Source organism: Clostridium sp. C8-1-8 (genome assembly GCF_009928445.1).
Taxonomy (GTDB): domain Bacteria; phylum Bacillota; class Clostridia; order Clostridiales; family Clostridiaceae; genus Clostridium_AR.
Genome location: NZ_JAABNO010000072.1, coordinates 1 through 2,178 on the forward strand (window position 1 = coordinate 1; position 2,178 = coordinate 2,178).

At 30.5% G+C, this 2,178-nt stretch carries 2 protein-coding genes; both read right to left on the reverse strand.

The window, feature by feature from the left end:
- Positions 1-62 precede the first annotated feature (62 nt).
- Complete coding sequence (gene istB / locus GXK57_RS26140; protein ID WP_160680940.1) at positions 63-815, reverse strand: IS21-like element helper ATPase IstB; 753 nt, start codon at positions 813-815, stop codon at positions 63-65.
- Positions 816-822: 7 nt separating this feature from the next.
- Positions 823-2,055, reverse strand: a complete 1,233-nt coding sequence (gene istA / locus GXK57_RS26145; RefSeq protein WP_160680941.1) for an IS21 family transposase — start codon at positions 2,053-2,055, stop codon at positions 823-825.
- Between the last annotated feature and the right edge of the window lie 123 nt (positions 2,056-2,178).

The window sequence follows — 2,178 nt, forward strand, 5'->3', positions numbered from 1 at the left end:
TGTAAATGTCAACGTCAAAATGTTGAAAAGTTCCAACATGAAAATGCATAATTATTTGATAGTTATTTGTTTTCTTGTTGGATCATTTCATATACATCTTTTGTTCTATAAGATGGCCCAACTATTTTAATAATGTGAGCATGATGTAGAAGCCTATCAAGTATAGCATTCGCTAGCGTAGCATCTGAAAAAACATCTGCCCATTTACTAAAAGGTTGATTAGTAGTTATTATAGTGGAGTTATGTTCATATCTTTTTGTTATTAGTTGGAAAAATAGATTAGCACCTAATTGATCTATAGGCAAATAACCAATCTCATCTATAATAAGAACTTTATATTTATTATAGTGTTTAAGTCTTGATTCGAGTCTATTTTCATTATATGCGTTTCTTAAGTTCTGAATTAAATCATGGCAGCTAATGAAGTAAGTAAGGAATCTTTTACTTGCAGCCTCTATTCCGATAGCGGTAGCCAAATGTGTTTTACCTACACCTGGAGTTCCATAAAACAATATATTTTCTTTATTATCAACAAATCTTAATGAGCATAGGTCTTGAATCTGAGCTTTATTTACTGAAGGTTGAAAGCTATAGTCATACTCATCGGCTCTTTTTACAAAAGGAAAGCCGGCTACACTTATTTGGATTTTTGAGGCCATTTCATTTTTATAAAGTATTTCTTTATCTGTTAGATGCACTAAGGCATCTAACAACGGGATCTGTTCCTGAGCAGCTATACTAAGATATGTCGGTACATATGATGACATCTTTTCTAACTTAAGCGCTTCTAAATTATTCATAAGTTTTGCATACATTTTATAATCACTCTCCTAACAATATATCCATTAAGGCCATATTCTCTTTTATAAAATCACCTATTTGATCATCCGATAAATGCTTACAAGCATCAGATTTTAGTATTTCATGCATATGACCAGTTTTATAATTATATTTTTTATTAGTTAACAAGTGACAGACAATAAAATCTTCATTATAATAAATATTGATATTACCGTCACTAGTTTCGATAATATTAACTTTTAAACCAATGTATTTGGTTGGAACAGAGTATTTTTTACCTTTGTAGTTAATCATAGATTCTTTTGTGACTTTATATTCTTTTTCGCGATAGACATATGAGCACAATAAATCTAATGATGGCAATGGTTTAAGATACTCTTTATCTTTTTTCAAAAGATTCAATGGAACTTCACTTATTGCTTGAGAAACTTCATTATTTATTTCACCCATAAAATTATTTACTATTCTTTCTAGATCAGCATAATCCTCAAATTCGCCGTTATACACGGCTAAACGGTTAGTGAGCCTTGCTAAAGCTTCAACTTTGCCTTTTGTTTGAGGTCTGTATGGTCTACATGCAATTGGTTTAAAACCTGCATCATCAGCAAAATGTTTAAATGTTGTATTAAATTCAACGCGCGAGAAGTTTGTTTTACTTCTATCTACCACTGTTTTCATGTTATCAAAAAGTATTTCTCTAGGAATTCCACCAAAGAATCTAAAACCATCAATCATACATTTAAATAGAGTTTTCTGTTCTCGATTTTCTGTTAATGAAACATATTTTACTCTCGAGTATCCAAGAACCATAAGAAAAATATTGACTTTGAACATTTCTCCATATTTACTTATCATAGTGAGGTTTTCTTTCCAATCTACTTGAGCTTGCAAGCCAGGAGTGGTTTCAAATCTAATTGTTGCTTTTTTAATTTCAACTTTTTTATGTTTATTAATGAAATCTGCAACAGTGCTATACTTACCTTTATATCCTTTCTTTTTAATGAATTTGTACACTGCCATAGCAGTGGCGCCGTAATTATCTACTTTCTCAACAATGATGGATTTATAATCGTCTAAAAGACTAGTATAAACTCTTGCTGACTTTTTCGGGACCAGCTCTCCAGATCTAATTTTTAAATATCTCTCTACAGTTCTAGGATCACAATTAAACCTTCGTGCTAATTCACTTTTATTCAATAGGCATAGCTCCTCTCTTGTAAAATCTTTCAACTTATTATGTATATCCTCTCTCATAATTGCACCTACTTTTTTGGAAATTCACTACAATTATATATTGAAAAAAGATAACATAAAAAGTGCATAAATTCCTACATTTTGATGTTGGAACTTTTATGCACTTTCATATTAACATTTACA

Excerpts from the sequence above, each read along its gene's own strand:
- istB (WP_160680940.1), bottom strand. The coding sequence starts at position 815 with ATGTATGCAAAACTTATGAATAATTTAGAAGCGCTTAAGTTAGAAAAG.
- istA (WP_160680941.1), bottom strand. The coding sequence starts at position 2,055 with ATGAGAGAGGATATACATAATAAGTTGAAAGATTTTACAAGAGAGGAG.